Here is a 22,924-nt window from a genome sequence, read left to right on the forward strand (position 1 = left end):
TGAAATCATTTAAAGTTTGAAATAATGAGTATTGAAAGTTTATTGACGGCAAAGGTAATAGAAGCGGTAAAACAGTGTTACGGCGCAGCGGTGGAAGCAAAGGATATACAGTTGCAGCCGACACGCAAGGATTTTGCAGGCGATCTGACAGTGGTGGTTTTTCCGTTTACGCGTTATTCTCATAAGTCTCCGGAGGAAACCGGCAAGGAGCTGGGAGAGTATCTGAAGCAAAATATAGAGGAAGTACAGGATTACAATGTTATCAAAGGTTTTTTGAATGTAGTCATTTCTTCGGCTTACTGGCTGGGAATTTTGAATGAGGTGGCAGGCGAGGAGAGGTACGGTTATGCCAAGCAGGCCAGCGGGAAGAGCTATATGATAGAGTATTCTTCGCCGAATACCAACAAGCCTTTGCATCTGGGACATATCCGGAACAATTTGTTGGGCTGGTCGGTTTCCGAGATACAGAAAGCCAACGGGCATGAGGTGAAAATGGTGAATCTGGTGAATGACCGGGGAATCCATATCTGCAAAAGCATGATTGCCTGGCAGAAGTATGCGGAAGGGGCTACTCCCGAATCTACGGGGATGAAGGGGGACCATTTTGTCGGAGATTACTATGTCCGTTTTGACAAGGAGTATAAAGCTGAGATAAAGCAGTTGATGGAGCAGGGAATGGAGGAAGAGGAGGCTAAAAAGAGTGCGCCGATATTGCTGGAGGCACAGGAGATGCTTCGCAAATGGGAGGCGGGGGATGAGGCAACCGTAGCATTGTGGCGCAGGATGAACGATTGGGTGCTGAAAGGGTTCGATGAGACTTACCGGTTGATGGGGGTCGGGTTCGACAAGGTGTATTTTGAGTCCCAGACTTATAAGAAGGGGCGAGATATCGTGTTGAAAGGACTGGCGGACGGCGTATTGTATAAGAAAGATACGGGGAGTGTCTGGGCGGATCTGACCGGTGACGGACTGGACCATAAATTGTTGCTGCGGGACGACGGAACGTCCGTATATATGACTCAGGATATCGGGACTGCCTATGAGCGGTTCAATGAGTTCGATATGGATGAAATGATTTATGTGGTGGGGAATGAGCAGAATTACCATTTTCAGGTATTGTCGTTGATTTGCGGAAAATTGGGATTTTCGTGGGCGAATAAGATCAAGCACCTGTCTTACGGTATGGTGGAATTGCCGGAGGGCAAGATGAAATCGCGCGAGGGTACGGTGGTGGATGCCGACGACCTGATGCAGGAGATGATCAATACGGCACGTGCCACCTCGAAGGAGCTGGGGAAATTGGAGGGCTATACGGAGGCCGAGTCGGAAGAGGTGTACAGAAAAGTGGCTTTGGGGGCGTTGAAGTATTTTATACTGAAAGTGGACCCGAAGAAGACCATGATGTTCAATCCGAAAGAGTCCATCGATTTTAACGGAAATACGGGGCCTTTCATTCAATATACCTATGCCCGTATCCAGTCCATATTGCGCAAGGCGGTGGAAAACGGAACTGTCATTGGTGACAGCGATCTGCATATCACCATTTCGGACAAGGAGCAGGATCTGATTAAGTTGATCGCCAAATTGCCTGCGGTGGTGAAAGAAGCCGGAGATAATTACAGTCCTGCGCTGTTGGCAAATTATTCTTATGATTTGGCCAAGGAATTCAATCAGTTTTATCATGATTTTTCCATTTTGAAGGAGGAGGATGACAAGGTGCGCAATTTCCGTCTGTTATTGGCTAAAGAGTGCGGTACTGCCATTCGGAATGCGATGGGTATGTTGGGAATCGAGATGCCCGAAAGAATGTAAAATTAATGGTATGACGGGGATGACGAATGCGACCAATTACCACAGTCACTGTTCTTTTTGCGACGGGAATGCTCCGATGGAGGAGTTTGTCAAAGCCGCGATAGAGGCCGGTTTCATCGCTTACGGTTTTTCTTCCCACGCACCGCTGCCGTTTTCCGCCCGCTGGACATTGGCGAGGGAGGAGATGCCGGCTTATTTGGCGGAGTTTGAGCGGTTGAAACGGGAATATGAAGGAAAGATTGAACTATATGTCGGTCTGGAAATAGATTATCTGAACGAGGCGTCGAATCCGGCTTCTGTTTATTTTCAACAGCTTCCGTTGGATTTCCGGATAGGTTCCGTGCATTTGGTGTATGCTCCTGACGGAGAAATTGTGGATACGGATACCGGTGCGGAGAATTTTAAACGTCTTGTCGATGCGAATTTTCATGGAGATCTGAAAGCGCTGGTGGGAGCGTATTTCGAAGCGTCTATGCGAATGCTGGAGAAAGGCGGGTTCGATATAATCGGGCATACGAATAAAGTCTGGTATAATGCGGAGCAGTGCGAGACCGGAGTTACGGATTCGGCATGGTATCAAGCAAAATTGGCGGACCTGTTCGCTTTAATTGCGGAAACGGGAGCGATGGTGGAAATTAATACGAAGTATTTTCATCGGAACGGCAGTTTCTTCCCCAATGTAAAGGATTGGAAGTATATAAAGCGATGGAATTTGCCGATAGTTGTGAATTCGGATGTGCATTTCCCGGAATTGGTGAATGCAGGGCGTTCGGAGGCATTGAAATTATTGAAGGAAGCGGGATTCCGCACCGTCCGGCAATTGATGGGAGGGAAATGGCAGGAGGTGGAAATCGGGTGAGATATGATTTATTGTATATAAAGACATAATTTTATGAAGAAGACGATACATTATACAACGAAAGGAGTATGTTCGGTGTATATCGACATTACGGTGGAAGATGAGATTGTTCGGGACGTGTATTTTGAAGGGGGGTGCAACGGGAATCTGCAAGGAATTTCTGCACTGGTAAAGGGGATGAAGGTGGATGATGTGATTGCCCGTCTGGAAGGGATACACTGTGGCTATAAAGGCACTTCCTGTCCGGATCAGTTTGCCCGGGCTTTAAAGGAACTTAAATCGGAATGTTGATATGGAAAACGGATTTTCAGCGGAAGAAGCCCTGCGCAAAGCTGTGGAATGGGCGAAAGAGGCGGGACGGATCCAGCTGTCTTTTTTTCGGGGAAATGACCTGGGAGTAAGTACGAAATCGAATGTCTACGATGTGGTTACCCGGGTGGACAAAGAGTGTGAGGCCTATCTGTTAAAACAGATTGAATCCGTGTATCCGGGACATGCCGTTTTGGGGGAGGAAAGCGGAAAACACGAAGGAACGGGGGATTTTTGCTGGGTCATAGATCCGCTGGACGGTACGAATAATTACAGCCAGGGGCTTCCCGTGTTTACGGTTTCCATCGGACTGCAATATAAAAATGAAACGCTGCTGGGAGTCGTTTATGCGCCTTATTTCAACGAATTATATACGGCTTGTCGCGGACAAGGAGCTTTTCTGAATGACAAGCCTATCCGGGTCAGCAGCAAGGGCGATCTGGAGCATTCGGTATTGGGGACGGGATTCCCCTATGATAAGGATGTAAATCCGGATAACAACGTACGGAATGTCGCCAGTATTTTACCCCATTTGAGGGGATTGAGGCGGATGGGATCTGCTGCCTACGATCTTTGTTGTGTGGCTGCCGGTTTTCTTGACGGTTATTGGGAGTTCAGCCTGAATCTGTGGGATATGTGTGCCGGTGCACTGATTGTGGAAGAGGCCGGGGGAATCATCCGGCATTTCCGGCAGAACCGGAATATTTCGATTATAGCGGGAAATCCGCAATTGGTGGAGAAAATAGGGGAAAAAATTAAGTAATCTGTTTTACTTTTTGGTATGTGTAAATATTGTATTTGTTTTTTGTTGTGGTTAGTGTGTGTTGCAGTTCAAGCAGAACCATTGGGGAAAAATCCGACAGATGCGAATATCTACGGGCATGTGGTGGATAAACATTCCCGGGAGCATTTGCCTTTTATGACGATAGCATTGAAAGGGACGACTTTGGGTACGGCAACGGATGCTACGGGACATTATTTTTTGAGGAATTTGCCGGAAGGGAAGTTTGTTGTTGTTGTAACTGCTGTTGGTTATAAAACTCAAGAGCTGGAAGTGGATTTAAGGAAGGGAAAAACATTGGAGATTAATTTTGAAGTGGAGGAGGATCAGGTTTCTCTGGATGAGGTCGTGGTTTCGGCGAATCGAAATGAAACAACCCGTCGTCAGGCGCCGACATTGGTAAAAGTACTGGATTCAAAATTGTTTGAAACAACCAGTGCATCCTGTTTGGCAGAGGGATTAAACTTTCAGCCCGGAGTGAGGGTGGAAAATAATTGCCAGAATTGCGGTTTTCAACAAGTGCGAATAAATGGTCTGGATGGCCCTTATACGCAGATATTGATTGATTCACGTCCGGTATTTAGTGCTTTGAGCGGGGTATATGGTCTGGAACAGATACCGGCGAATATGATTGAACGGGTAGAGGTGATGCGTGGAGGAGGGAGTGCTTTGTTCGGCTCTTCAGCGATTGCCGGCACAATCAATGTAATAACGAAAGAACCGCAATATAATTCGGCACAGGTATCGCACGCAACTAATATGATAGGTGGGAAGTCGGTATTTGACAATGTGACTTCGTTGAATGCTTCGCTCGTCAATGATAACCATCGAGCGGGGATATATGTTTTTGCACAATCGCGTTTTCGTCCGGGATATGACCATGATGATGACGGATATACCGAATTACCGAAATTGAAGGGAAAAACAGTCGGGATGAGGTCATTTTTGAAAACCGGTACTTATACCCGTTTGACGGCAGAGTATCATTCTATACATGAGTTCCGGCGGGGTGGAAACTTGTTGGACAGACAACCCCATGAGGCTGATATTGCGGAACAGGTGGAGCATGATATTAATACGGGAGGATTGAAGTTTGATTATTTTGCACCTAATGAGCGTTTGCGTGTCAGTTTGTTTTCTTCGATGCAGCATATTGACCGCCATAGTTATTATGGTGTAAAACAAGATCCGAATGCATACGGAAAAACCAATGACTTGACTTATGTTGGCGGCGGACAGCTTTTTTATCATTTTAACCGGTTGTTATTTATGCCTTCTGACTTGACTGTTGGGGCAGAGTTTAATTATGACCAACTGGCGGACAGGATTAAAGGATACGGGCGGGATTTTTCCCAAACTACCCGGATTTATAGTGCCTTTTTACAGAATGAATGGAAGAATGAGAAATGGAGTTTCTTGTTGGGCGGGCGTCTGGATAAGCACAATATGCTCTCTAAAGCGATTTTTAGTCCCCGGGTGAATTTGCGTTTCAATCCGACTTCCGATTTAAATTTTCGGGTAAGTTATTCCGGAGGATTTCGGGCACCGCAGGCATTCGATGAAGATTTGCACATAGCGGCAGTCGGAGGGGATGTTGCTATTATTCAATTGGCGCCGGACTTGAAAGAAGAAAAATCGCGCAGTGTGAGTGTATCGGCGGATTTATATCATCGTTTCGGACAAGTGCAGGTGAACTTTTTGGCGGAAGGTTTTTATACGAATCTGAAAGATGTATTTGTACTGGAGGATATTAGCAAAGAAGATGGGATTATCACAAAAGAGCGGCGCAATGGTGCGGGTGCGGAAGTAATGGGAGTGAATCTGGAAGCCAGAGCGATATTTACCCGTTGGTTTGAATTGCAGGCAGGGGCAACCTTGCAGAAAAGCAGATACAAAGAGCCGGAGGTATGGAGTGAAAATCCGGAGGTTCCGGCAGAGAAGAAGATTTTTAGAACTCCGGATATATACGGATATTTTACAGCCTTGCTGAAGCCTTTGAAATCTTTTTCCGTTTCTTTGTCAGGTACGTATACTGGAGAAATGTTAGTGCAGCACATGGCGGGAGTGATAGAAACGGATAGGGCGGAGAAAACACCGGATTTTTTTGATTTGGAAATGAAGATGGCTTATGATATGCGATTGTCTAAAAGCCTTACCTTGCAATTGAACGCGGGAATACGCAATCTATTTGATGCTTACCAGAAAGATTTTGATTGCGGACCGGACCGGGATTCCGGATATATGTACGGTCCCGGCATGCCGCGGAGTTATTTTGCCGGTGTGAAACTGATGTTTTGATAGACATGTCCTAAAACATTTTTTGCCGAATTACGTTACGGTGAACAATGAAAATAAAAGGCCATGTCAATAAAAGAACGTTATTGGAACTATTCCCTGATTGTAATTATATTGTTATTGGGAACATTGATTTTCTTGAAAATCATACCCTTTTTAGGGGGAATACTGGGGGCATTGACCGTTTATATCCTCGTACGTCCTCAAATGATTTGGCTTAGCGAGCGAAAAAAATTTCGGCGTAGCTTTATGGCAATTCTGATATTGTGTGAGACAATCTTTTTCTTTTTGATACCTTTATCTTTGGTGATATGGTTGTTGATTACCAAATTGCAGGCAATCAACTTGCAGCCCCAAAATCTGTTGAACGGTATAGAAAACGTAGCCGATATGATTCGGGAGAAAACGGGATACGAATTATTGAGTAAGGGAAACGTCAGTACGATACTCTCGATTTTGCCTCGTTTCGGGCAGATGCTGATGGAGGGAATAACCAGTTTTGCCATTAACGTGCTTGTGATGCTTTTTGTACTTTACTTCATGTTGATAGGAGGGAAAAAAATGGAAAAATACGTCAATGGTATTTTGCCGTTTAACCGGGAAAACAAAAAAGACATATTGCAGGAATTTCACCGGGTAGTCCGTTCCAATGCGATAGGCGTGCCGTTATTGGCAGTCATTCAGGGAGGGGCTGCTATGCTGGGATACTTTATATTCGGGGTGCCCAGCGCATTTCTTTGGGGAGTACTTTCGTGTTTTGCAACTATAATACCGATTATTGGTACGGCTATTATTTGGATACCTCTGTTCCTGTACCTGGGAGCGATAGGACATTGGGGGAATGCGATAGGATTGGTTATTTACTCGGCCATCGTCATTGGAAACGTCGATAATCTGATTCGCGGGATACTTCAAAAAAAGATGGCGGATACACATCCGTTGGTAACCATTTTCGGTGTGGTTATCGGTTTATCTCTTTTCGGGTTTATGGGAGTTATTTTCGGACCGCTACTTTTGTCTCTTTTTATTCTTTGTGTAGAAATATTCAGAGAAGACTATCTGAAAAATTAACAATCATTCCACTTCGCTTATATCGAGTAAATTATTTAAAATAGCGTACACTGTCAAACCGGAAACAGATTTAATCCCTGTTTTGCGGCTGATATTCTTACGGTGGGTAATGACCGTATGAATTGAAATATGGTGCTCCTCTGCAATCTCTTTATTGATTTTCCCTTTGGCGACGGATACCAGAATTTCCTTTTCCCTTTCCGAAAGTTCGGCTGCATCCGGTTGTTCGGAAGATACCGTGGCTGTATTGGCAACCGATTCAATTTTCTTGATAATTTTATCCTTGCTATCCCGGATATCAATCGTTGTGTGGTAATGTTTTAAAACTTCCGGCTCGACATATTGGTAAACTAAAGCAATCAGGCTGCAACTCTCTGAAGAATCAAAAAGATCTTCGAGGCAATGCCGGTGTCTGAAATCTATGACGGCCGGATTTATAATGAGAATATTTGGATGAAGGCGGGTGATATGTTCGCTGTAATGTTCACAATCGGCAAAAACACCGATTATCTCAAAATCCTTGTAGGATTTTAGCAGTTCCTGCAAGCCCGTGGCAATAATAGCGGAAGGTTCAATCAGGATAATCTTGTATTTTTTATTTGTCATGATGTCTTTCCTGTTTTTGAACCAACGGAATCAATATTTTATCTTCGATAAGCGCATGCTTGTTCAAATCTTCCTCCAGCGAAAAAATATTGAACAGTATATCTGTTTTTTCAGATAATAACTCCGTGCCGGGCAAATACTTGATGATAATATTCTTCAAATCGTTCAGTTTCTCCTCGATATTCGTATGGTTTTCTTCAAAACTCTCAATTGAATAACCTGCTTTGGCCGCATCCTGTTCTATATTCAGAACATAAGGGAAAACCGTATTCTCTTCGTATTCAAAATGCTTGACAACTTCCTTCTTGTATTCTTCAAAAAAGCGGTCTAAAATATGGCGTTGTTTTACCGCGCCCTTCTCCGAGATGGTCGTCAATTGATGTTGGATAATTTGTATGCGGTTATTCAGATAATACGAATGGGAGCGTTGCAGATACAGAATCAGCTGTTTGATATCCACTTGATTCAACTCTTTTTCTCCGGGTAGATAATAACTGAAGGCATATACATTGCAAATCATGGTAAACAGTGTATCCGATATACCGTTTTGTTTGCAACATTCCTGTACGGATTTTTCTCCGAAACCTAAATTTAAACCAAATCGGGGAAGGAGTAAAAGCAACTTGTAATCCGTATGAATCAAGTCTGCCAACTTCATTTGAGGGGTAAAAAGAAACGTATCCATACCGTTGTATTTATTTTCAGGCCTCTAAATTAGAAGATACGGATGATATCCGCAATCCCCATTTATGATGAATTTTACAATTATTCATATTCAATTGAAAAGGAAACTTTAAAAGAAAAGCGGCCGTATATCGGGAAACTTTAAATAATAAATAATATGAATTACGGTATAAGTGTTTTATTTCGGGCAATCCCTGTCATGATGGCACTCATCTGCTTTTTTCTCGGGGGATTTATTTTTACGTACGGAAACGATGCGGCGCGTGAAGTGGCCGGCCCTGTCGTATTCTTTTTGGGGGCAATATGTCTGGCGTTGTATGCGACAGCCGCGATAATTATCCGGCAGCTGATTCATAAATTTCATACCCTTCAGAAATATCTTATTCCTTGTTTCGGGTACGCAGTCGCCTTGACGACTTTCATACTGGGACTTTGGATTATGAGACAAGGCACGAGCAATTACCTTCTTTCCGGTCATGTCGTATGCGGTATTGCTTTGATAGCGGCATGTGTCTCTACAGCGGCCACCTCTTCGACCAAATTCTATTTGATACCCGTGAACTCCGCTTCAACCGGTAAAGACATCAACAAAGAAGGTTTTTCCAAAGGCACCGAACGTCTGTTGATAACCCTTACCGTATTATTTTCCCTGACGGCGTGGATATGGTGTATTGTATTACTTTCCCGGAGTTCCTGGGGAACAGTGTATTTCGTAGCCGGAACAGTCATGGGAGGATTAGCTTGCATCTGTTCCAGTTTAATCGCTTTGGTGGCAAGTATTTCCCGGCAAATTCGGAATGATTACGGAGGAAGAGACCGGTGTAACTGGCCTAAAGTCGTATTCTTTTTCGGAACGCTTGCTTTTGTGTGGGGACTGCTTGTCGTATTGACCAAAGTGGGAGAGGTTGCCCATACAACCGGATTCATTATGCTGGGCTTAGGACTTGTCTGTTTCAGTATATCCAGCAAAGTATTGTTATTGGCAAAAGTTTGGAAGCAACAGTTCGCCCTGGCAAACCGTATCCCTTTGATACCGGTCATGACCGCGCTTTTCTGTCTTTTCACGGCGGCCTACCTCTTTGAAGCGGGCACGATAAATAACGCCTACTTCGTACCGGCGAGGGTATTGGCGGGCTTGGGGGCCATCTGTTTCTGTCTTTTCTCTATCGTTAGCATATTGGAAAGCGGAACTTCAAAAAAATAACACAGCCAATCCGCCCGCAGGCTTGGCATTGTTTCCAACTTCCACTATCTTTGTCCACGGATAAGGACTTTTAGTATGGAAAACAAACCCCTTGCGGAGCGGATGCGCCCTAAAACTCTGGATGATTATATCGGGCAGAAACATTTAGTGGGAGAAGGCAAAGTATTGCGCAAAATGATAGAATCGGGCGCAATCTCCTCGTTTATCCTGTGGGGGCCTCCGGGAGTCGGCAAAACCACTCTGGCCATGATTATAGCCGAACAACTGCAACGGCCGTTTTATGTATTGAGCGCTGTTAGTTCCGGAGTGAAGGAAGTAAGGGAAGTTATTCAAAAAGCCGAAAATCAGCGTTTTTTCAACACGCCAAATCCCATATTATTCATCGATGAAATTCATCGTTTTTCCAAAGCGCAGCAAGATTCCTTGTTGGCTGCGGTGGAAAAAGGAACGGTTACCCTTATTGGTGCGACCACCGAAAATCCTTCTTTTGAAGTCATATCCCCGTTGTTATCGCGTTGTCAGGTATATGTTTTGAAAGCGTTGGAAAAAAATGACCTGGAAGAATTAATCGAATTGGCGCTGACACGTGACTATTATCTGAAAGAAAAGAAAATCACCGTCAAAGAGAAAGAAGCGCTCATCTCCTTTAGCGGGGGAGACGCCCGGAAACTTCTGAACATACTGGACTTGGTCATTCACGCCCAGCGTTCGGAGGAAATCGTTATTGACAATGAAACGGTCCGAAAAGAATTGCAGGAAAATCCCCTGATGTATGACAAAGACGGAGAGCAGCACTACGATATCATCTCTGCCATGATAAAATCCATTCGGGGAAGCGACCCCAATGCGGCTCTTTACTACATGGCACGGATGCTTGAAGGGGGAGAAGACCCGAAATTCATTGCCCGGCGTTTGATTATTTCCGCTTCGGAAGACATCGGATTGGCCAATCCGAATGCCATGCTGATAGCCAACGCCTGCTTTGAAGCCGTGCACAAAATCGGTATGCCCGAGGCGCGCATCCCTCTTTCCGAATGTTTAATCTACTTGGCAACTTCACCCAAAAGCAACTCCGCCTATCTGGCGATAGGGGAAGCCATGGCTTTGGTGAGGCAGACGGGTAACATACAGGTACCTTTGTATTTGCGGAATGCTCCCACCAAGTTAATGAAAGAGCTGAATTACGGCAAAGACTATAAATATGCGCATGATTTCCCCGGCAATTTTGTCGAACAGGAATACATGCCCGAAGAATTGAAAAACAACATATTTTATCAACCGCAAAACAATGCCCAGGAATCGAAAATACTGGAGCGGTTGAAAATATGGTGGAAAAAGAAATACAAATAAACGATAGGATATAACACATACATCATGAATATCATTGAAAAAACGGCAAATTCGGAAATGTTCTTCCTTTTGGCAGGGCCTTGTGTCATAGAAGGGGAAGAAATGGCGCTTCAGATAGCGGAACATGTGGTACGCTTGACTGAAAAATGGAATATACCCTATGTGTTTAAAGGGTCATTTAAAAAAGCCAACCGTTCGCGTTTGGACTCCTTTACGGGCATCGGAGATAAAAAAGCCCTGGAAATACTGGCGAAGGTAAAACGGGAATTCAACATACCGGTAGTTACCGACATACACAGTCCCGAAGACGCCCTCATGGCGGCGGAATACGTGGATGTATTGCAGGTACCGGCATTCCTGTGTCGTCAGACCGACCTGCTGGTTGCGGCAGCCCGCACGGGAAAAACCGTAAACATCAAGAAAGGGCAATTCCTTTCCCCCGAATCCATGCGTTTTGCTGTAGACAAAGTACGTGAATCGGGCAATGAAGCGGTTATGGTAACGGAGCGGGGAACCACTTTCGGTTATCAGGACTTGGTCGTAGATTACCGGGGAATCCAAATCATGCAGCAGGCATGTGGGTGTCCGGTAGTTGTCGATATTACGCACTCATTGCAACAGCCCAACCAGACATCGGGTGTCACCGGCGGACAACCGGCACTGATAGAAACCATTGCCAAAGCGGGCATAGCGGTCGGCGCTGACGGAATCTTCCTGGAAACCCATCCTAATCCGTCTGTAGCCAAATCGGACGGCGCCAACATGCTTCGTTTGGATTTATTGGCAGGTCTTTTGGAAAAACTGGTGCGTATCCGCCAAGCCGTATTATAAAAGAAAAGGACTGAAATATGAAGGGAAATCAAGTAGAAGAAGGAAATATTGTTATTTACGGTGCACGTGAGCACAATCTTAAAAATATAGATCTGACTATTCCCCGTAATAGTCTGACCGTGATAACCGGATTGAGCGGAAGCGGAAAATCTTCCCTTGCTTTTGATACGATTTATGCGGAAGGACAAAGGCGCTACATGGAGACTTTTTCCGTATATGCCCGGCAATTCATGGGAGGATTGGAACGTCCGGACGTGGATAAGATTACCGGATTGAGTCCGGTTATCTCCATAGAACAGAGAACAGTCAATAAAAATCCCCGTTCTACTGTCGGCACTACGACCGAAATTTATGACTTCCTGCGTCTGTTGTATGCCCGGGCGGGAGAGGCATACTCTTATGAAACGGGGAAGAGAATGGTGAAATACAGCGATGAGAAAATCGTCGAATTGATACAGAGTGATTTTGTCGGCAAAAAAATACTCTTGTTGGCACCGGTTGTAAAAGGACGAAAGGGAAACTATAAAGAACTGTTTGACAACCTGCGCAAGAAAGGTTTCCAATTGGCACGCATAGACGGAGAATTGCGTGAAATTACGTACGGGTTGAGCGTTGATCGCTACAAAATTCACGTCATAGAACTCGTTGTGGATAAAATGATTGTGGACAACCTGGATGTTAAGCGTTTGAAAAACTCGGTCGCGATGGCCATGAAGAGCGGTAAGGGGGTGATGATGGTGAAAGACTACGAGAGCGACGAGATGAAATTTTACAGCCGGAACCTGATGTGTCCCGATACCGGTATTTCATATAAAGACCCTGCTCCGCACTCTTTTTCATTCAACTCTCCGCACGGAGCCTGCCCCAAATGCAAAGGGTTGGGGTATATTACGGCCGTTGATTTGGATAAAATTGTGCCGGACAAATCATTGTCCATTTATGAGGGAGGCATCCTGCCTTTGGGGAAATACAAAAACGGCATCCTCTTTTGGCAGATAGATACAGTGTTGAAAAAATGCGGGGCGGACTTGAAAACCCCGATTGAAGACCTCTCCGAGGAGGCTTTGACAAACGTACTCTACGGGTATCCCGGCCAGTTCCGGCTTGAAAACAAAGAATTGGGCGTGATGTCCAACAGTCTCTATACTTTTGAGGGTATCATAAAATACATCATGATGCAGGAGGAAAACACTACCTCCAAAAAAGCGAACAAATGGGCGGAACAATTTGTGAAAGTTGTAAAATGTGATGCCTGCAACGGGCAACGGTTGAACCGGGAAGCCTTGCATTTCAGGATTGCGGGGAAAAACATTGCCGAATTGGCGGACATGGAATTGGGAGATCTGTATGCCTGGATATGCGAAGTGGAAAAAAATCTGGAGGAAAAACAGAAGCGGATAGCCGGAGAAATATTTAAAGAAATACGCACCCGCCTGAAATTTTTGCTGGATGTCGGATTGGAATACCTGTCATTGAACAGATACTCCATGACCTTAAGCGGCGGAGAATCCCAGCGCATCCGTCTGGCAACCCAAATAGGCTCGCAATTGGTCAATGTACTTTATATCCTGGATGAACCCAGTATTGGATTACACCAAAAGGATAACCGGAAACTGATTCGTTCCCTGCAACAGTTGAGGGACAATGGCAATTCCGTCATTGTTGTCGAACACGACAAGGAAATGATGGAAAATGCGGACTACATCGTTGATATGGGGCCGAAAGCCGGAAGGAAAGGCGGGGAAATCATGGCAATCGGCACTGTTGATGAAATCCGGAAAAGTAACAGCCTGACAGCCCAATACCTTAACGGGGAAAAAGAGATACGGGTTCCGGAAGTGCGCAGGACAGGAAACGGGAATTTTTTAACCTTAAAAGGGTGTTCCGGAAACAATCTGAAAAACGTAAATATAGCGATACCTCTGGGAATGCTGGTATGTGTGACCGGAGTAAGCGGGAGCGGCAAATCCTCTTTGATAAACGGTACCCTGCGCCCGATATTGCGGGAGAAATTTTATCGTTCCGTCGAAGCTCCCTTGCCGTACAAGAAAATAGAAGGCATTGAAAATATTGATAAAATCGTTGTCGTAGACCAAAGTCCGTTGGGGCGTACGCCGCGTTCAAATCCCGCCACTTATACCAATATGTTTACGGACATACGGAAAATATTTGAAAAACTGCCTGAATCGCAAATCAGAGGGTATGACGCTACGCGGTTTTCTTTCAACCTCCAGGGAGGGCGTTGTGAAGCATGCAAGGGGGCAGGCGTGAAAACCATTGAAATGAATTTCCTGCCGGATGTTTATATGCATTGTGATGCCTGTGACGGTAAACGCTATAATCGGGAAACCTTGGAAGTAAGATATAAGGGAAAATCCATAGGCGATGTCCTGAACATGACAATCAATCAGGCGGTGGAATTTTTTGAAAACGTTCCTTTTCTGCAACAGAAATTGAAAATGTTGCAGGATATCGGCTTGGGATATATCCAGCTGGGACAGCAATCAACCACCTTGAGCGGGGGCGAATCGCAGCGGATAAAACTGGCGGCGGAATTGTCGAAAAAAGAGACGGGCAAAACATTGTACATTCTGGATGAACCTACGACGGGATTGCACTTTGAAGATATCAGAATACTGTTGGATGTTATACAGAAATTGGTAGACATGGGGAACTCGGTCATCATTATCGAGCACAACCTGGATGTAATCAAAGTAGCGGATTACCTGATAGACATGGGACCTGGCGGAGGAAAAGAGGGAGGGACCGTTGTTTGCAAAGGAACCCCGGAGCAGGTGGCTAAAAATGAAAAATCGGAAACCGGCAAATACCTTAAAGACCTTCTGTAGTCCATACGGAACGGGGTAATCTTTTTTCTCTATTAAACTTTTTTCTTTATATTTGTGACGCTATGGTGGTGAGAACCACCATAGCGGACATATTGTTTTTGAAGCGTTTAGTTTTATCCTTAGATAGAAAACGGCCAATTTTCAGCGCAAAAGGATAAACAGTACAAACGTTCATGCTTGCCGTATATATTCTCTATATACCCGGCTAAGCGTGGGTAACTGTTTATTTTTGCGCGGGTGCTTGGCCGTACCTCTATCTAGATAAACTAAAGTTCCCACGCTTTTTTATTGTTATTAACCCACCTTTCCGGGGACTTTCAAGGTGCTAAGTAATTTCTTGGTATGAAAAAATTAAGTAGGTGTGCCGGATTACGGGTGTCGTTTCTGCTTCTTTCCGTAATGGTTCTTTCCGGTCTGTTTTCTCCGCCCGTGTTCGGAAACAACATCCGGGTGGACGGTAAAACGCGTGTTATCGGCTTTTCGGGCGATACGGCGGTTATTGAGGTGTATCTCCGCTGGGATAATTCGTGGCGGGATGATTTCAACTGGGACGCCGCATGGGTGTTCTTTAAATTTAAAAAGCGGGGCTTGGAAAATCCGTGGCAGCATGCGTATTTGGGCTCTTCGGGGCATGTGTTGAGCCCGGCGGCCGGTAATGAAGACGGCGGTTACGCTTACATGGTCGGTACGAACAGCAGTAAGGTAAATGGATTGTATGTGATGCGTGAGAGGATTTCGGAGGGAAATGTGAGTGTACGGTTGCAAGCGAAATGGCCATTAAAGGGTACGGGATTAACCCGTTCGGATTTTGGCGAGGATTTCAGCAAGATATATGTTGCCGTTCATGCTATTGAAATGGTGTATGTTCCGTATGGGGCATATTACTTAGGGGATGCGTATTCCAACAAGAGCTTTGCGGTAGGGGGTACGGAGGCCGTAGTGATAGATACCGAGGCAGCAATGACGCTTTCGGCGAAAGACGGTATGTCGAATGTTTCTCTTTCGGCTTCCTATCCGAAAGGGTATGCGGGTTTCTATATCATGAAATACGAGACAAGCCAGGAGCAGTACGCGGAGTTTTTGAATTCTTTGACGTTGGCACAGCAAAAGGCGAGAGTTGAGAATAATGATTTTGCCAATATGAAGCGGGGGGATTATGTGTTTGGAAACCTCCACACTCCAAACTGCCGGAACGGCATCGTATTTATTGAGCAGAGACAACCGAATACGCCTGCCGTATTCGGTAATAATCTGAATCCTGCCAATGATTTATTTTCCGTAGATGATGGACAGACGCTCGCATGCAATTACATGAGTATAGAGGATATGATTGCTTATTGCAGTTGGAGCGGATTGCGTCCGATGAGTGAATTGGAGTATGAAAAGGCCTGCCGGCGGTTTTATCCCCAAGTGCCTGATCAAGGGGAGTATGCGTGGAATACGAACAGTGGCATTAATCAACTGAATGGATTAAGCGATTTAAACTACCGTGGCGACCAACGGGAGCAGGCGCTAAGCTATTTAAAGAATGTAAATAGCGGTACAAGTAACAGTATTAATGGGCCGGTACGTTGTGGACTGTTTGCCACATCGGCTACCAATCAGACCCAAGCGGGCGCCACGTATTGGGCAGTGATGGAAATGAGCGGGAATTTAAAGGAGTTATGTGCCAATGTAAACTACACGAATCTAAACGGTGGTAGTTGCGGTACGGGTGTTTATAACGCCAGTTTGTGGGATAAAACAGCCAGCAAATACGGTGTTCGGGGAGGTGGTTTTAATAGTGCGGATGAATTATTGCGGACTTCGGACAGGACGGAAGCGACAGATTATTTCACAAGCGTTACGCAACGGGACAGTACGGTGGGATTCCGGGGAGTATATAATCTTTCCGGTATCAAAATAGACGGTGGAAAGATAAGCGCCCCGACAACGGGATGCTGGAGCGGTTCGGATATTACCAATACGCAGGAGGCTTCTTGTCCTGATTTTCCCGATTTACGGTTTCAATATACTTGGTACGTGAAAAAGCCCGGAGAGGCTAAATTTGACATTATTTCTGATGCCAGCGGTGTGTCACTGAAGTACACTAATTTTGTAAATAACGGTACCACTACTGTTACGTATCAATTCAAGCGTATGGGAATTTGTGCTGTGGGCATTGCTGAAAGCAACATTGTGACCGTAAATATACTGCCGAAACCTTTCGCCAAATCGGTTTATACTTTCAATGCGGGGAGCTCTGTTACGCTGACACCACAATATTGGGGCACAAACAGCTCTGCTGTATGGACCTTGGACGGTGCTCCGTCGTGGGCATACGTATCCGGCAAGACCTCCACGTCGTTGACGATAGCAGGTGGACTGGCTTGTGTGAATTTCACGGTGAGGGCAAAGTTGGCAGCGTGTCCTTCGGATGAGTTCTCTGCGAGAGTTGAGATTGACGGAACATTTCCTTACCGAGGGTATATGGATAGTGTCAAGTTGATGGCAGGTAAATATAAGATGGAGTGTTGGGGAGCACAAGGTGGAACAGGATTTTACGGTAATGGTTCTTCACGAGGTGGGTATGGTGGTTATGCTCAAGGAATTGCCAACTTGAATGCTGTAACTACCTATTATGTTTATGTCGGAGGGCAAGGAGGTACAAGCTATACCAAAACCGGAGGAGCCGGCGGGTGGAACGGAGGAGGAAGTGGTGGTAGTGATGAATCTCCCAATGTCGGAGCTGGCGGTGGAGGTGGAACGGATATACGGCTTGGAGGAAAGGCTTTGTCTAATCGAGTTATGGTAGCTGGAGGTGGCGGCGGAGGTTCTGGAAATTATGGAATCGGTGGTAGCGGTGGAGGTACCAGTGGAGGATATGGACAACGGTATACTACGACAACGGCCACTTCTCCGGGTACCCAAACATCCGGTTATGCCTTAGGGTATGGTGGAAGTGGAACTTATGGCGGAAGCAATATGACAGGAACAGGCGGTGGTGGAGGCGGATACTATGGCGGTTATGGTGCTGGAGCTGGTCCTAAAGGTGGCAGTAGATACGGAGTTGGAGGTGGTGGCGGTTCTGGGTATGTTAATACCGGAATCTTCAGTGATCCCTCTATGTCCAATGGTGCAAGAAGCGGAAACGGCCAAGTTAAGATTACACCGCAGAATTAAAACTAAAAAATAGGATAATGGAGCAGTGGAAAAACCATTTTTTCCACTGTTCTATTTTTGCCAATTTTTTACTCCCCAAAATAAAGGATATGTTTTCTACTCAAAAAGAGTATGTTTTTGATGCAAAAAGAGCCTCTTTTTGTACTAAAAAGAGTCTCTTTTTTTCAAAGGAAGTATCCATTTTCAATGAACGCCTGCAAAAAAAAACAAATAAGTATCTGATATTAAAAATATTAGCAATCATATTTAGATACATCCGGCTTAATGACCAAACCCGTTATTTTTAAACCTATTGTTTTGCTATCGAAAACCTATCGTTTTTGCCTCAAAAACGATAGGTTTTTAACATGAAAACGATAGGTTTTATTTTTCTTATTCTATCAGTTCAAAACCGAAAGGGGAAGATGCCTGTGGTTCTTGTGGCTCTTGAGGTTCTTTGGGCTTTTCCTGTTCTGCGTCAGCGGTAGGTGTCGTTACTTTGAGAAGATCTTCGGTGCTAATGGCAAGGTCGTCGCCGATGTACTCCGGTATTTCATCTTCCTGAATGTCGGCGGGAGTTTCTTCAGGGGTTGTTTCTTCCAAATTTATCTCTTCCGGATTTGTATTCTCCGATACAGGAATTTCCGGGGTTTCAATCCGGCTTGTTTCCTCCGGAGCCGTAGCTTCCGGTGTTTCAATATCCGATTCCAGTACGGAAGGCAGTTCGTTTTCTTGCGGAATGTTCACTGGCAACGGGATATTTTCAATGCTTTCGGTAACTTCCGGCGTGGGAGCAGGTAGCTCTGCCGTTAGTTCCGCATCTTCCGTGAGTGTTTCGTTTTCACAGCGTAATACTCTGCCGGGGTATTTTTCAAGTAAGTCGTATTGGTGGGTGGCGATAATCACCGTTGTTCCCGCCCTGCATATATCTTGCAGTAATTCTATCAGGCGATAAGAAGTCTCTGGGTCGATGTTTCCGGTAGGTTCGTCGGCCAATATAAGGGGAGGGGCATTCAAAAGGGCACGGGCTAAAACGATACGTTGTTGTTCTCCGCCGGAAAGCTCGTGCGGCATTTTGAATTTTTTGCTTTGCATCTCGACTTTTTGCAAAACAGATTCAATTCGTTCCTGAATGGCTTTTTTGTTCCAACCCGTTGCCCGCAGTACAAATTCCAGATTGGCGTATACGCTGCGGTCGGTGAGCAGCTTGAAATCCTGAAAGACGATGCCGCATTTCCTCCGGAGGGCTGGGATTTGAGATTTTTTTATCTTTTGCAGTTGAAAGCCGGCAACTTCTATTTTTCCGTAATCCAACGGCAATTCGGCGTAAAGCGTTTTCAGAAAAGAGCTTTTCCCGCTTCCTACCTTTCCGATAAGGTAGATGAATTCACCGTTTTTTATCTCCAGATTTACGTTTTTGAGAATGGTGTTCTTTTGCTGGCGTATAACGGCATTTTCGGTCTTTATGATGATTTCTGACATAGTCTTGGCTGGATTATTTTAGTTCTTTCAACCCTTTTATCGTATCGACGGGAGAGGCGGAATGAAATACGAAACTTCCGGCTACCAATGCGTCCGCACCCGCTTCTATCAGTCGTGCGCCGGTTTCGTTATTGACACCTCCGTCCACTTCTATGAGGGCGCGGCTGTCGGTTTCCCGTATCAGTTGCCGCAGTTGCCGTACTTTATTCACCGAGTGTTCGATAAAGGACTGCCCCCCGAATCCGGGATTGACACTCATGATTAACACAACGTCCAGTTCGGGAAGTATATCTTCCAGCAATCGTACGGGGGAGTGCGGATTGAGCGCTACGCCGGCTTGCATGCCGCACGCTTTTATCTGCTGTATCGTCCGGTGCAGATGGGTACTTGCCTCCAGGTGTACGGTCAGTATGTCCGCGCCGCATTGACGGAATTGTTCGATGTACCTTTCGGGTTGAACAATCATCAGGTGGACATCCAGCGGTTTTTGCGCTTTTGTCTTGATTTGGGATATGATGGACATACCGTAGGAAATATTCGGAACGAATACGCCGTCCATGACGTCTATATGAAACCAGTCGGCCTCGCTGTTGTTCACCGTTTCAATGTCTTGTGACAGATGCAGGAAATCGGCGGATAAAAGGGAAGGAGATATGATAACTCCCATAGTTTGAAAAATTAAAGTAATATTCGGGACATTAGCCTGTCCAACTAACAAAAGTAGTTTTTTCTTTGTTTATTTTCAAATTTGTATTTCCGATTATTTGTACCAGCCGGCATACATGGAGTAAGCATTGACGATTCTTTCCACTTCGCCTTTGAGTAATTCGGGGCCCACTTCTTTGATTTTCTTGGCGGGGATGCCTGCGTAAATCCATCCGGATTCAACAACTGTCCCTTTGGTGACCACACTTCCGGCTGCCACAATCGTATTGCTTTCAACGACAACATTGTCCAGTATCACGGCTCCCATGCCGATGAGCACGTTGTCGTGAATCGTACAGCCGTGTACCACGGCGTTGTGGGCAATGGATACATTGTTGCCGATGGTGGTCGGGTATTTTTGGTACGTGGCGTGGATGGTGGCGTTATCCTGTATATTGACTTTGTTGCCGATTCTGATATAGTGCACGTCTCCCCGAAGGACGGCTCCGAACCATACGCTGCAATCGTCACCCATTTCCACATCCCCGATAATTGCCGCATTGTCTGCGAGGAAACAGTTTTTGCCGAATTTCGGCGTATGTCCGTTAAGTTCTTTTATTATAGCCATAGTGTATGTATTAAAATGATACACCGAAAGTACGAAATTTCCGGGAATAATAATGAATTTTATCTCATTTCATTTATTTAAGTTTTCTTCTGAAACAGCTTTTATTGCCGGTGCGTAAAATCCGTTGAATTTAAAATGAAACGCCATGAGTATTATTAAAAGAAATAGTGAATTACGGCCTTTTTATTCGACGCTGCTGGATGAATTTCTGAATACGGGCAACTGGCCTGCACAGATGAATCAAAACATGAATATTCCCGCGCTGAATGTAAGGGAGGATGAAGAATCGCTGATGCTGGATATTCGTATTCCCGGCATGAAAAAGGAAGATATAAAACTGGATTATAATGACGGACTCCTTACGATTTCGGGGGAAAGCCGTGAGGAAAAAGAAGAAGAGGAGAAAGGAAAAGGTAAATATTTGAGAAAAGAATTCACTTCTTATTCATTTAAAAGAACGATCGAACTGCCTGAGGAGAAGTACAATGTAGCGGAGGCGAAAGCCTCTTATAGAGATGGGATTCTTGAGGTTTCCATGCCCAAGAATAAGGAGATGAAGAAGTTACAGAAGACAATTGAGGTGAAGTAGGTGGTTTGATTTTAGTGGTCGGTCGGTTTTTCGGAACCGGCCGATTTTTTTTGAGATTTATTTGGAAATGTCTTTTATAAAATATTATCTTTGCATCGTAAAAGAGAGATATATGCGAAAATAGCTCAGTTGGTAGAGCACGACCTTGCCAAGGTCGGGGTCGCGGGTTCGAGTCCCGTTTTTCGCTCTTAGAACCGGATATTGGATTCGGTTTTATTTTTTAAAATGAATGCGACAATAGCTCAGTTGGTAGAGCGTTGGCTTCCCAAGCCGAAGGTCGCGGGTTCGAGTCCCGTTTGTCGCTCCTCTGAATTTCAAGGAGTTACTATTAAAGTGACTCCTTTTATCCATTTTTAAGGGGCAGTTTTCATAAAAAAATATAATTATTTACCTGTTTGTTATGGATATTGTTTTGGCAAACAATTTTATTTCTATATTTGTATCATCAAACTGACACAGGCCATGGAAAAGAAAAAATCATATTCACAGACATTTGTCGTAAAAAAAACATCGGCTACTCTTGTTGATTTTTTCAACAAATTACGCGAACAAAAAATGGCTAAAATTGAAGAATTGCGTAGTAAGAAAGATATCTACTTCCCGGCTTCTTCTACGAAATGAAAATAACATATCCTATAAGTGATAATTTAGGAAATGATTATCTTGTACGTATAGAAGATTTTCAGAATTTACCTGACGATATAATAAGAGAGCTTGGAAACATTAAAATCTTAGACATTACACTCGAACGTGTATCAGGAGAGGGACATACAGATTTAAATGTATTATCAAAAATATCAATATTTATAGCCGGTGTTTTATTGGACAATGAAAACGCCATCCTTTATTTCTATTGTGATGACGTACACGAAATAAAGCGCAGGAATATGGATATATCTCCTCAAAAATACAGAAATGACCTTTTTTCGGCAATGTTCCAAAGATGTATAAAAATAAATTTATTACCAAGGTATAGTAGACACTACAATAACGGCGCATGCAGACAGAGATATATACATGCATCTAATAGCGAGAGAATGTCATATGGGGCAAGTAAATTACATACGTGCAACTATTGAGCATCTTTCTCAGAAATAGTAAAGCCTTGAGAAGCTTGCATTATATTAAGATTTCGGGAATGAAAGCAAATACACCGTTTGATTGTCTGGTTCAATATTGACAATAAAAAAACGAAATCCATTTTCATGAATTTCGCTCCTTGTAGCGGGGGCCAGATTCGAACCGACGACCTTTGGGTTATGAGCCCAACGAGCTACCACTGCTCCACCCCGCAATATATTCAAATGGGAATATCCCCTTTTGACGCTGCAAATATAGACTGTTTTTTTTATTTGTGCAAAATTATTTGTCGTTTTTTTTGTCAAAAGGCGGAAAGTTATTTTCCGGATTTTGTTGTATTTTTGTGTAAGAGAGTAACGGATTATTTATTAAAGTAAGTGAATATGGAGTTTATAGCGGAATATAATCTTACCGGGTTGGTGATAGGTATTTGTACATTTTTGATTATTGGCTTTTTTCATCCGGTAGTTATTAAGTGTGAATATTATTTCGGTACCCGTTGCTGGTGGGTGTTTCTGGTGTTGGGAATCTTGGGAGTGGTAGCGGCGCTATGGGTGCGCGATGTACTGTTTTCTTCTTTATGGGGGGTATTTGCTTTTTCTTCTTTCTGGACGATATTGGAGATTTTTGAACAGAAGGGGCGGGTGAAGAAGGGGTGGTTTCCCATGAACCCGAAACGAAAAGCGGATTATGACGATTAGATAAAAA

General features: G+C 44.5%; 19 protein-coding genes, 3 tRNA genes and 1 pseudogene. 17 read left to right on the plus strand and 6 right to left on the minus strand.

Annotation, left to right across the window (positions count from 1 at the left end; genetic code table 11):
- Positions 1-24: 24 nt before the first annotated feature.
- The 6 genes from argS to NFR61_RS00860 all read left to right on the plus strand — a co-directional run bounded on the left by argS (position 25) and on the right by NFR61_RS00860 (position 7,127).
- Positions 25-1,812 (plus strand): arginine--tRNA ligase, encoded by a 1,788-nt coding sequence (argS, locus tag NFR61_RS00835; RefSeq protein ID WP_251619848.1) that lies wholly within the window; start codon positions 25-27, stop codon positions 1,810-1,812.
- Positions 1,813-1,831: 19 nt separating this feature from the next.
- The gene (locus tag NFR61_RS00840) at positions 1,832-2,671 is read left to right on the plus strand and encodes a histidinol-phosphatase (RefSeq protein WP_251619981.1); all 840 of its coding nucleotides are present in this window, start codon (positions 1,832-1,834) and stop codon (positions 2,669-2,671) included.
- A 33-nt stretch (positions 2,672-2,704) separates the two neighbouring features.
- Positions 2,705-2,962: a TIGR03905 family TSCPD domain-containing protein gene (locus tag NFR61_RS00845; protein WP_251619849.1), complete on the plus strand. Its 258-nt coding sequence runs from the start codon at positions 2,705-2,707 to the stop codon at positions 2,960-2,962.
- A 1-nt stretch (position 2,963) separates the two neighbouring features.
- Entirely contained in the window at positions 2,964-3,743 is a 780-nt protein-coding gene (locus NFR61_RS00850; protein ID WP_251619850.1) for an inositol monophosphatase family protein, read from the plus strand.
- Positions 3,744-3,761: 18 nt separating this feature from the next.
- Positions 3,762-6,059, plus strand: coding sequence for a TonB-dependent receptor (locus tag NFR61_RS00855; RefSeq protein ID WP_251619851.1), 2,298 nt, complete (start codon positions 3,762-3,764; stop codon positions 6,057-6,059).
- Between the two features lie 63 nt (positions 6,060-6,122).
- Positions 6,123-7,127, plus strand: coding sequence for an AI-2E family transporter (locus NFR61_RS00860; protein ID WP_251619852.1), 1,005 nt, complete (start codon positions 6,123-6,125; stop codon positions 7,125-7,127).
- 3 nt (positions 7,128-7,130) lie between these two features.
- On the opposite strand, the gene NFR61_RS00865 is transcribed toward NFR61_RS00860, so the two are convergent.
- Both NFR61_RS00865 and NFR61_RS00870 read right to left on the minus strand, forming a co-directional pair.
- Positions 7,131-7,733 carry a response regulator transcription factor gene (locus NFR61_RS00865; protein WP_251619853.1) on the minus strand — a complete coding sequence of 201 codons (603 nt, stop codon included), beginning with the start codon at positions 7,731-7,733 and terminating at the stop codon, positions 7,131-7,133.
- Positions 7,723-8,418: a hemerythrin domain-containing protein gene (locus tag NFR61_RS00870; RefSeq protein ID WP_251619854.1), complete on the minus strand. Its 696-nt coding sequence runs from the start codon at positions 8,416-8,418 to the stop codon at positions 7,723-7,725. Before NFR61_RS00870 ends, NFR61_RS00865 begins: the two co-directional genes overlap by 11 nt.
- Positions 8,419-8,574: 156 nt before the next feature.
- Between NFR61_RS00870 and NFR61_RS00875 the strand changes: the two genes are divergently transcribed.
- The 5 genes from NFR61_RS00875 (at position 8,575) to NFR61_RS00895 (ending at position 17,813) form a co-directional block, all read left to right on the plus strand.
- A complete protein-coding gene (locus NFR61_RS00875) occupies positions 8,575-9,621 on the plus strand; it encodes a DUF2776 domain-containing protein (protein ID WP_251619855.1) in 1,047 nt (348 codons plus the stop codon).
- Between the two features lie 75 nt (positions 9,622-9,696).
- Complete coding sequence (locus NFR61_RS00880) at positions 9,697-10,971, plus strand: replication-associated recombination protein A (protein ID WP_251619856.1); 1,275 nt, start codon at positions 9,697-9,699, stop codon at positions 10,969-10,971.
- A 24-nt stretch (positions 10,972-10,995) separates the two neighbouring features.
- Entirely contained in the window at positions 10,996-11,802 is an 807-nt protein-coding gene (gene kdsA, locus NFR61_RS00885) for a 3-deoxy-8-phosphooctulonate synthase (protein ID WP_251619857.1), read from the plus strand.
- A gap of 17 nt (positions 11,803-11,819) precedes the next feature.
- Positions 11,820-14,651 carry an excinuclease ABC subunit UvrA gene (uvrA, locus tag NFR61_RS00890; protein WP_251619858.1) on the plus strand — a complete coding sequence of 944 codons (2,832 nt, stop codon included), beginning with the start codon at positions 11,820-11,822 and terminating at the stop codon, positions 14,649-14,651.
- 342 nt (positions 14,652-14,993) lie between these two features.
- Positions 14,994-17,813, plus strand: coding sequence for a glycine-rich protein (locus tag NFR61_RS00895; RefSeq protein WP_251619859.1), 2,820 nt, complete (start codon positions 14,994-14,996; stop codon positions 17,811-17,813).
- Between the two features lie 738 nt (positions 17,814-18,551).
- Here the strand turns inward: NFR61_RS00895 and NFR61_RS00900 are convergent.
- The 3 genes and pseudogenes from NFR61_RS00900 to NFR61_RS00910 all read right to left on the minus strand — a co-directional run.
- Positions 18,552-19,274: pseudogene (locus NFR61_RS00900) on the minus strand (cell division ATP-binding protein FtsE); the annotation flags it as partial.
- A 13-nt stretch (positions 19,275-19,287) separates the two neighbouring features.
- Positions 19,288-19,941, minus strand: coding sequence for a ribulose-phosphate 3-epimerase (gene rpe, locus NFR61_RS00905; protein WP_251619860.1), 654 nt, complete (start codon positions 19,939-19,941; stop codon positions 19,288-19,290).
- A 93-nt stretch (positions 19,942-20,034) separates the two neighbouring features.
- The gene (locus tag NFR61_RS00910) at positions 20,035-20,547 is read right to left on the minus strand and encodes a gamma carbonic anhydrase family protein (RefSeq protein ID WP_251619861.1); all 513 of its coding nucleotides are present in this window, start codon (positions 20,545-20,547) and stop codon (positions 20,035-20,037) included.
- A 145-nt stretch (positions 20,548-20,692) separates the two neighbouring features.
- Between NFR61_RS00910 and NFR61_RS00915 the strand changes: the two genes are divergently transcribed.
- The 5 genes from NFR61_RS00915 (at position 20,693) to NFR61_RS00935 (ending at position 22,215) form a co-directional block, all read left to right on the plus strand.
- On the plus strand, positions 20,693-21,136 hold the full coding sequence (locus tag NFR61_RS00915) for an Hsp20/alpha crystallin family protein (protein ID WP_251619862.1): 444 nt from the start codon (positions 20,693-20,695) through the stop codon (positions 21,134-21,136).
- Positions 21,137-21,250: 114 nt separating this feature from the next.
- Positions 21,251-21,323, plus strand: a tRNA-Gly gene (locus tag NFR61_RS00920).
- Between the two features lie 44 nt (positions 21,324-21,367).
- A tRNA-Gly gene (locus NFR61_RS00925) sits at positions 21,368-21,440 on the plus strand.
- A gap of 158 nt (positions 21,441-21,598) precedes the next feature.
- Positions 21,599-21,757 carry a hypothetical protein gene (locus tag NFR61_RS00930; RefSeq protein WP_251619863.1) on the plus strand — a complete coding sequence of 53 codons (159 nt, stop codon included), beginning with the start codon at positions 21,599-21,601 and terminating at the stop codon, positions 21,755-21,757.
- Positions 21,754-22,215 (plus strand): hypothetical protein, encoded by a 462-nt coding sequence (locus NFR61_RS00935; RefSeq protein ID WP_251619864.1) that lies wholly within the window; start codon positions 21,754-21,756, stop codon positions 22,213-22,215. The genes NFR61_RS00930 and NFR61_RS00935 overlap by 4 nt, the downstream gene beginning before the upstream one ends.
- 143 nt (positions 22,216-22,358) lie before the next feature.
- On the opposite strand, the gene NFR61_RS00940 is transcribed toward NFR61_RS00935, so the two are convergent.
- Positions 22,359-22,430, minus strand: a tRNA-Met gene (locus NFR61_RS00940).
- Positions 22,431-22,599: 169 nt separating this feature from the next.
- Between NFR61_RS00940 and NFR61_RS00945 the strand changes: the two genes are divergently transcribed.
- Complete coding sequence (locus NFR61_RS00945; protein ID WP_251619865.1) at positions 22,600-22,917, plus strand: DUF4491 family protein; 318 nt, start codon at positions 22,600-22,602, stop codon at positions 22,915-22,917.
- The last annotated feature ends 7 nt before the right edge of the window (positions 22,918-22,924 follow it).

Source organism: Odoribacter lunatus, from assembly GCF_943193135.1.
Taxonomy (GTDB): domain Bacteria; phylum Bacteroidota; class Bacteroidia; order Bacteroidales; family Marinifilaceae; genus Culturomica; species Culturomica lunata.

Coding starts and splice junctions, on each gene's coding strand:
- NFR61_RS00845 (WP_251619849.1), top strand. CDS start 2,705: ATGAAGAAGACGATACATTATACAACGAAAGGAGTATGTTCGGTGTAT.
- NFR61_RS00910 (WP_251619861.1), bottom strand. CDS start 20,547: ATGGCTATAATAAAAGAACTTAACGGACATACGCCGAAATTCGGCAAA.
- rpe (WP_251619860.1), bottom strand. CDS start 19,941: ATGGGAGTTATCATATCTCCTTCCCTTTTATCCGCCGATTTCCTGCAT.
- NFR61_RS00870 (WP_251619854.1), bottom strand. CDS start 8,418: ATGGATACGTTTCTTTTTACCCCTCAAATGAAGTTGGCAGACTTGATT.
- NFR61_RS00880 (WP_251619856.1), top strand. CDS start 9,697: ATGGAAAACAAACCCCTTGCGGAGCGGATGCGCCCTAAAACTCTGGAT.
- NFR61_RS00840 (WP_251619981.1), top strand. CDS start 1,832: ATGACGAATGCGACCAATTACCACAGTCACTGTTCTTTTTGCGACGGG.
- NFR61_RS00930 (WP_251619863.1), top strand. CDS start 21,599: ATGGAAAAGAAAAAATCATATTCACAGACATTTGTCGTAAAAAAAACA.
- argS (WP_251619848.1), top strand. CDS start 25: ATGAGTATTGAAAGTTTATTGACGGCAAAGGTAATAGAAGCGGTAAAA.
- NFR61_RS00945 (WP_251619865.1), top strand. CDS start 22,600: ATGGAGTTTATAGCGGAATATAATCTTACCGGGTTGGTGATAGGTATT.
- NFR61_RS00850 (WP_251619850.1), top strand. CDS start 2,964: ATGGAAAACGGATTTTCAGCGGAAGAAGCCCTGCGCAAAGCTGTGGAA.
- NFR61_RS00855 (WP_251619851.1), top strand. CDS start 3,762: ATGTGTAAATATTGTATTTGTTTTTTGTTGTGGTTAGTGTGTGTTGCA.
- NFR61_RS00895 (WP_251619859.1), top strand. CDS start 14,994: ATGAAAAAATTAAGTAGGTGTGCCGGATTACGGGTGTCGTTTCTGCTT.
- kdsA (WP_251619857.1), top strand. CDS start 10,996: ATGAATATCATTGAAAAAACGGCAAATTCGGAAATGTTCTTCCTTTTG.
- NFR61_RS00865 (WP_251619853.1), bottom strand. CDS start 7,733: ATGACAAATAAAAAATACAAGATTATCCTGATTGAACCTTCCGCTATT.
- NFR61_RS00915 (WP_251619862.1), top strand. CDS start 20,693: ATGAGTATTATTAAAAGAAATAGTGAATTACGGCCTTTTTATTCGACG.
- uvrA (WP_251619858.1), top strand. CDS start 11,820: ATGAAGGGAAATCAAGTAGAAGAAGGAAATATTGTTATTTACGGTGCA.
- NFR61_RS00860 (WP_251619852.1), top strand. CDS start 6,123: ATGTCAATAAAAGAACGTTATTGGAACTATTCCCTGATTGTAATTATA.
- NFR61_RS00935 (WP_251619864.1), top strand. CDS start 21,754: ATGAAAATAACATATCCTATAAGTGATAATTTAGGAAATGATTATCTT.
- NFR61_RS00875 (WP_251619855.1), top strand. CDS start 8,575: ATGAATTACGGTATAAGTGTTTTATTTCGGGCAATCCCTGTCATGATG.